The organism is Mycobacterium intermedium (assembly GCF_002086275.1).
GTDB classification, from domain to species: Bacteria; Actinomycetota; Actinomycetes; order Mycobacteriales; family Mycobacteriaceae; genus Mycobacterium; species Mycobacterium intermedium.
The window spans coordinates 1-6,726 of the sequence record NZ_MVHT01000158.1 but is presented as its reverse complement, the minus strand read 5'-3'; the positions used below and the strand labels follow the sequence as shown (position 1 = coordinate 6,726).

Genomic DNA, 6,726 nt, shown 5'->3' with positions numbered 1-6,726 from the left:
TCGCCACCGGCATGGCCAAGAACCCCGACGAGCGCTACCAGAGCGCCGCCGCGCTGGCCGCTGCGGCCCGCCAAGCCCTGACTGTACCGTCGATCCCCTCAGTCGCTGTGTCCACCCGTCGCCACGATCGACCCCCTCCCCCGCCGCCAAGGTTGCAACCGCCACCGCGCTCGCAGCCGAGCTTGCCTGCGCCACCGCCGCAGCGCCGGTCAGTCGAGCAACCTGCGCCTCAAACACCGCGCCGCCCAATGGGTTTGATCGTAGTCATCGCCGGGCTCGCCGCCACTCTCATCGCCGTCATCGTCGTCAGCTACCAGCTATTCAAGCCGGAGCCTGCGGCAACCCAAACACCCACTGCGCAAGTGCCTTTCGGGTCCAGTACCGCGCCTAGTACGGGGCAGCCGGCCGAGCCGACCACCGCAATCCCACTCGCCTCCACTCCGTACATCAAGGTCCCAGGCGTTGCCACATGCCAGATCGACGGGGAAAGCGTTGTCTGTCAGAGCACTTGGTCGCAGGCACCCGTGGTCCCCTGTCCGGGATGTCCGGAAGAAATGCACATGGACCAAGCGATTGTGGACCCTAACGGCAATCTCACCTGGCGCGACGCAAACCTGGGCACCCCCGACGGCCCCGGTGGTCCTGGCTGGTTTTCGCTGTGGGTCTCCCACCCTTATCGCGGGTTCGGCTGGACCGCACAAGCCGACGGGAACGGCCACGCCACGTTCACCAACGACGCGACGGGCCACGGCATGAAGATCACCTGGGTGACGGAAGGAAACAGTGGCCACGCAGAGGTGGCCACCTTCTGACGGTTCGGCGGCTAGCAGCGAACCGCTAGCCGCCTCCTCGGGCGCCGAGTACGGACTCACGGCGCGCGCTTTCCCGCGGTGGAGCGCCGGGCCCAGACCCGCCCAAGACCGACCGCAATCGCCACCAGCGCCATCGTGTAGAGCACGAATCCGAAGCCAAGGGACACGTCGACCCCGTTCGCGATGAAGTCGGCGCTGTCGCCCGCCTCGGCTATCGCCTGCTGCTTCTCCGAAATGCCTTGCGCGTAATTGATTGCGCCGATCAGGAAGAAAACCCCTAGTAGGCCAACCACGCCCGTGAGTCCGACAATGCGTCTGAACAACATCTGCGCCCCGGAGATCGTGGGCCACGCCAGCCAACCGGCCCCGGCAATGACCAAGAGAATGAGGAAGCTCCACCCGCCCCTGAACGGACTGGCATCGATGGTGGTGGTGCCGAACAGGACCTTGGCCGTGATCGTCGTCCAGGGCAGGAACAGCGAAATCGCCGCCAAGGCCAGGCCAACGAACAGCAATCCGGCCGTGACCAAGTCCTTCGGGACAAAGCTCTTGACCGTCGCCAAACCGGGGGTTTGCGGCCGCCTACCAGGCGCCACGTAATCGGGACGGTACTGCGGCGGGCGCCACGACGGGTCGGTTGGCTGCTGGTCGCGCGAGACGTGGTTCATGATGGATTTCCTCTCATTGCAAGGTGTATTGGGGTTTCGGCCGGCCACTGTGGCCGGGCAGGGCAAACTTTGTGGGCCGCCTCTTGCAAAAATCTTGGAGTCTGGGCGTCGCGGGAAGACACAATGAGAGTTCGATGCAACCGGCGACCGCGAGACTGGAGGGCGATGAGCGGAACTCAGCTCAAGTTCGGCCTTCTTGGGCCCTTGCTGCTCACCGTGGCCGGAGCACCGGTGGCGTTGGGTACACCCAAGCAAAGGGCACTGTTCGCCATGCTGCTGATCAACCGAAATCGCGCGATCGGCTCGGATTCGTTGGTCTACGCGGCGTGGGATGAGTCGCCGGTTCCGGCCGCGCGCACCAGCATTCAGTCCTATGTGTCGAACCTGCGCAAGTTGCTCGGGAGCGCAGGTGCCGACCCGTACTCGGTGCTAGCGAGCGTCCCACCGGGATATCGACTCAATGTGGCCGCGACTGACTGCGACCTCGATCGCTTCAATGAACAGAAGAACGCGGGGTTTCAGGCCGCAGCATCTGGACGATTCGACGTGGCCGGCAGACATCTATCGGCAGCGTTGAGCGAATGGCGCGGGCCAATACTTGCCGACCTCGCCGACTTCGCGTTCGTGAAGACGTTCGCCACCGCCGTCACCGAAGACCACATGTTGGTTTTGACCACCCGCGCGGAGGTCGAAATCGCCTGCGGCAGAGCGAAAGCCATCATCGGTGAACTCGAGACACTGGCGGCCAGACATCCCTACCGGGAGCCATTGTGGGCGCAGTTGATTACCGCATATTACGTGTGTGAACGGCAATCCGACGCCCTCGATGCCTATCGCCGCTTAAAGGTGGCACTAGCGGAGGATCTCGGTATCGACCCGGGCCCCAGCATCAACGCCCTGCACGCGCAAATCCTGCGCCAGGAGCCGCTGCGCATCAGGCAGTCCGCGCGCACGACCGCGGCGCGCGCCATGGCCGGTGCATACGCCGTCTTCAACCGAAAGCCTGCCGTCGCGAGGTTGCGCGACACGACCGGACGTCACCATCCGTTACGTGCGGGCGCCACCCGGATAGGGCGACTTTCAGACAATGACATTGTTCTCAACGACGACGACGTCAGCCGGCACCATGCCGTGATCGTCGATACCGGAGGCAGTTTCGTGATGACGGATTTGGGTTCGGCCAACGGGGTGCAGGTGCAGGGGGAGCTACTGCGGCACAGCGCCACCCTTGCCGACGGCGATCACATCAGCATCTGTGGGCACGACTTCACCTTCGAGATTCAATAACGGGCGGGGCGTGGCCGCCCGGGAGCCTTGCCTGCAAGGGCCGGAAATACCGTCGCCGTTCCCGATCGGCCTTTGATTTCTACGCTTTCGCTTGGCCCCCAAGTAAATTGCGATGCCACGGCGGCCTGCACCCCACTTGCCACCAACACCGGTGCCCGCCCGTTTCGGCCCGCCAGACCGGACAGTCGGAACGCGATGTTCGTCGCGTCACCGATCACCGCATCGGCCGATCGCGTCATGGCCGCCAGCGCGGCCATCCCCTGCACCACACCCCACCCCATCCGAATCGGCAGGCCGTCCGGGCCCCGTAGGGGCAGTGCGGGTCCTATTTCGTCGACCACGCGATTGGCTGCGAGGGCGAACTTGATCGCCAGTTCGGCGGCGTCTGGAAACGTGCGCACCTCCCATACCGCGAAGAGCGCGTCGCCGGCATAGTGGCTCAGAGTGCCGTGATGTTCGCTGAGCACATCGCCCAAGCGGTGCCAAAGTGTCTGCAGGCTATGCGCCATGACGCCCTCATCGGTCACCTCCGAGATCGTCGAGTAGTTGACGATGTCGCCGACGACCATCACCATCGCGGTCTTGCCGATCCGGGCAAGCGTACGGCGTGCCACGCGCTTGGGCACGGCCGTGAATCGGTCAGACCGGAAGATCAACAGCTCATCGCCGATCCGGATCTCGTCGCCCGGCCTGATTAGCAAAGCGACGGCCCGCTCGAGCCGAACCCCGTTGAGCAGGGTGCCATTGCTACTGGTGTCGATGACGAAAGCGTGGTCGGCCGCGGCGTCCAGGCGGATTTCGAGGTGCGTCCGCGAGATCTCGGGATCGTCGATGACGAGTCGACGTGACTCGCGAATCCCCGCGCATTCGCGACCGACGAACAATTGGTCGTAGATCGGGACGCTGCGTTCGGAACCACCTTTGCCCACAATGACCAAGTGGCCCAACGGTTTGTCGGGTTGCCCGCCAAAATCTTGTGCGGTCACGTCAATCCTTCGTGCCTAGTGGCGGGTGACATAGCGCGCTGACGCCGGTGTGCCCAGTCTAAGTGCCCGCACAGCAATTGATGTGTGTTCAGCTTGCGCGGATATTGCCTGACGGCATGCGCCCGGCAGGCTACGTTGTCTTGCGCACCTTGGTCGCGATCTGATGCGCCACGCTGGCGGCAACCGCGTCCGACGTCGGGCTCGATTTGCATGCCTGGACGTCCACTGCGACGTTGTTGGCCACGGTAAACGCCCGCTGACAGTTGATCGCGCTATTTGCCGCGTTGGTTAGCGTGGCGCTGAGGGTGCCGTTGCTGTTGACTACCGGCCCTACTTTCTCAACCGTGTCGGGATAGCCGGAACCGGGTGAGCTGACGGTGAACTGGCGGTCGGAGCAGCCCGCCCAGCGTTGCGCGGACGCGGTGAAGAACGCGGAGGCTTCCCGGTCGGAGCCGAACAACACCACAAACTGGGCCACATCGTGCACCGGCGGGCCGCTGGCGGGGTACTTGAATTCTTGTCCACGCACGGCGGTCCACCCGCTGTCGGCATACACCGCGCTTGAGGCGGCTGCGGCCAACGGGACACACGCCTGGTCCGACACCGAGGCGGTCCCGTTTCCGGGCAGGGTGTTGACGGAGCTTGTCAGGGTCATTGTCGGTGCACCCAACGCGGCACTGATTTGGTCGGCGGTCAGCAACAGCCCTTGCAGCGCACTCTCTGTAATCGGAGCGACCGATGTTCCCGACGGCAACGCGGGCTTGATGGTCGTTGTGACCGGGGAGGCGCCCGAGTCCGATCGGGTCAGCAGGGTGACGGTGAGGGTGCCGGCGGCGAGAATCACGACGGTCGCCACTATCCCGGCGATGAGGAGGCCGCGGCGTCGGGCCGGCGCCGGTCGAATCGGCGGAGGGTACGGCCAGTTAGGCGGCTGCGGCTGACGCGGGGGCTGAGCGGGCCCCCAGCCGGGCGCCGGTTGCTGCATTGCGGCCGGGACGCGCTGTGCGACCGGTTGCCGTACAGCGTGCGGGGTACCGGGCAGGACTCGGGTCGGGCCGTCCTGGCGTGCGCCCGGCGCGGGTAGATCGTGGCGACGGGTAGGTGCGGCCACCGGGGCGGCGGTCAGGGCGTGGCGGGCGGCGGTAGCCAACGCGTGGGCGCTCTGGTAGCGCTCGTCGGGGTTCTTGGCCATGCCGGTAGCGATGACATCATCCAATCCGGCAGGCACATCGTGGCGACTCAGGCTGGGCCTGGGCGGGTCCAGCGACAGGTGCCCGTACATCTGTTGTTCCATGCTGTTGCCCGGGAACGGCTGATCGCCGGTCAGGCATTCATGCAGCACGCAAGCCAGCGCATAGACGTCGGAACGGACATCGGCCACCCCGGTGGTGAAGCGTTCGGGGGCCATGTAGGCCATGGTTCCCACGATCATGTCGGTACCAGTCAGCTTCGGGGCTGAGCCGTCGCGGGCGATGCCGAAGTCGATCAGGTAGGCGAAGTCCCGACCGGTCACCAGTGTGTTCTGGGGTTTGATGTCGCGGTGGACCAGCCCGGCGGCGTGGGCGGCGTCGAGCGCGGCGGCCAACTGCTCGATGATGTGCACGGCCCGCGGGGGGCTCATCGGCCCGTCGCGCTGCAACAGCTCGTGCACGTCGGTGCCTTCGATGATCGGCATAACCAGATACAGGCGACCGTCTATCTCACCGGACTCATGGATGGGGATGATGTGCGGTTCGTTCAGCCGCGCCGCGATCTGCGCCTCACTACGGAATCGCCGCTCGTAATTGGCCTCCCTGGCTAGCTCGGGCGGCAACACCTTGATCGCCACGTCACGATCCATCAACGTGTCGTGGGCCTTGTAAACCCTGCCCATGCCACCCTCGCCGATCAACGAGAGCAGCCGGTATCGGCCGAATTCGACTCCGTCCAAGGGCAGGTCCTTTCTCACCCCTCCGAAAATGGTCAGATATCGTCGTAGAAAATTGTCCCGCCACCCCCGTACGAGAAATAGATCGGCATCAATTGGAACGGTATGTTCCCAGTGTTCAGCAGGCCTCCTGGTATAACCCTTATTTCGGACTGCGAACCAGCGGTCACCGAATAAAGGCTGGTGCCGGAAGCGGTATAGAACTCCAAGTGGGTTCCGGTCGGCAGGTGGCCGTTTACGGAGCCGGTGCCCAACGAAGATGGAACGGTGCCCCACAAGCCACCGGTATCGACGAAGGCGCCGGTGACAGTCTGCAGCGGTCCGCCATTGACGGACACGCGCAGGGTGGTCACCGGCGCCCCGCCCGAAACAGCAAAGGAATCAAACGGGTTGGCGCCGAACTGCAACGCATTGTATTGCTCCGCAACGAGAACGCCCTGGCCAAGGGTGCTCGGCAACGCCCGCACCGGACTGATGGTCGCGGGCCCTCCGGCGTTGGCCCCAATACCCAGAATGGCGTCTCCCTGCGAGGCGGGCAGAACGCTGGTAACGCCATTGACGGTGTGCGTAAACGAGGTGATGACACCAACCGTCACCGGTGTGGTGGTAATGATTCCGTTTCCGAAGTTCACCGTTGTCGAATACTTGTCGTACGTGTAGGTAGCGGAGTTCAGAGAGTCGCCGTAAGTGGTGGTACCCGATCCAATGGACGGGCCAAGCGACGTGAAATTCACATCTTGGGGCGGCACGAGTATTCCAACGGACCCGGTGTCGACAATGAGCTGCGAAAACGGTCCGCCGCCGATGGAAATACTTATATACGGCCTGTTCAACTGATTGTCCACCGTTATTCCGACGGCCGGTATATGGCCCGTTTCACCGGGGGCCCCGTTGACGCCTATGAACGGGGCCAGACCACCCGCGCCGCCATGACCGCCCGCGACGCCGCCAGGACCACCCGAGACCCCACCGGTTCCCCCGGTCCCGCCGTTGCCGTACAGCAACCCGCCCCGCTCGCCGACCCCGCCGGTGCCGCCGAGCATTCC

Annotated in this window: 6 protein-coding genes; 2 read left to right on the top strand and 4 right to left on the bottom strand. The window is 64.5% G+C overall.

The genetic code is table 11. From position 1 onward, the window contains the following. The first annotated feature begins 560 nt into the window (after positions 1-560). Positions 561-812, top strand: a complete 252-nt coding sequence (locus BST27_RS31955) for a hypothetical protein (protein WP_139805444.1) — start codon at positions 561-563, stop codon at positions 810-812. Positions 813-868: 56 nt separating this feature from the next. Here BST27_RS31955 and BST27_RS29325 read toward each other — a convergent pair whose 3' ends face one another. Continuing rightward, entirely contained in the window at positions 869-1,480 is a 612-nt protein-coding gene (locus tag BST27_RS29325; RefSeq protein WP_069420109.1) for a hypothetical protein, read from the bottom strand. Between the two features lie 165 nt (positions 1,481-1,645). On the opposite strand from BST27_RS29325, the gene BST27_RS29320 reads away from it, so the two are divergent. Further along, on the top strand, positions 1,646-2,767 hold the full coding sequence (locus tag BST27_RS29320; RefSeq protein ID WP_069420108.1) for a BTAD domain-containing putative transcriptional regulator: 1,122 nt from the start codon (positions 1,646-1,648) through the stop codon (positions 2,765-2,767). Here BST27_RS29320 and BST27_RS29315 read toward each other — a convergent pair. The 3 genes from BST27_RS29315 to BST27_RS32775 form a co-directional block, all read right to left on the bottom strand. After that, positions 2,761-3,753 (bottom strand): adenylate/guanylate cyclase domain-containing protein, encoded by a 993-nt coding sequence (locus tag BST27_RS29315; protein ID WP_079219966.1) that lies wholly within the window; start codon positions 3,751-3,753, stop codon positions 2,761-2,763. The two genes, BST27_RS29320 and BST27_RS29315, sit on opposite strands and share 7 nt — an antisense overlap. 130 nt (positions 3,754-3,883) lie before the next feature. Next, the gene (locus BST27_RS29310) at positions 3,884-5,701 is read right to left on the bottom strand and encodes a serine/threonine-protein kinase PknH/PknJ (protein ID WP_069420107.1); all 1,818 of its coding nucleotides are present in this window, start codon (positions 5,699-5,701) and stop codon (positions 3,884-3,886) included. Positions 5,702-5,715: 14 nt separating this feature from the next. After that, the coding region (locus tag BST27_RS32775) for a PecA family PE domain-processing aspartic protease (protein ID WP_083148758.1) at positions 5,716-6,726 on the bottom strand (1,011 nt) is incomplete at its 5' end.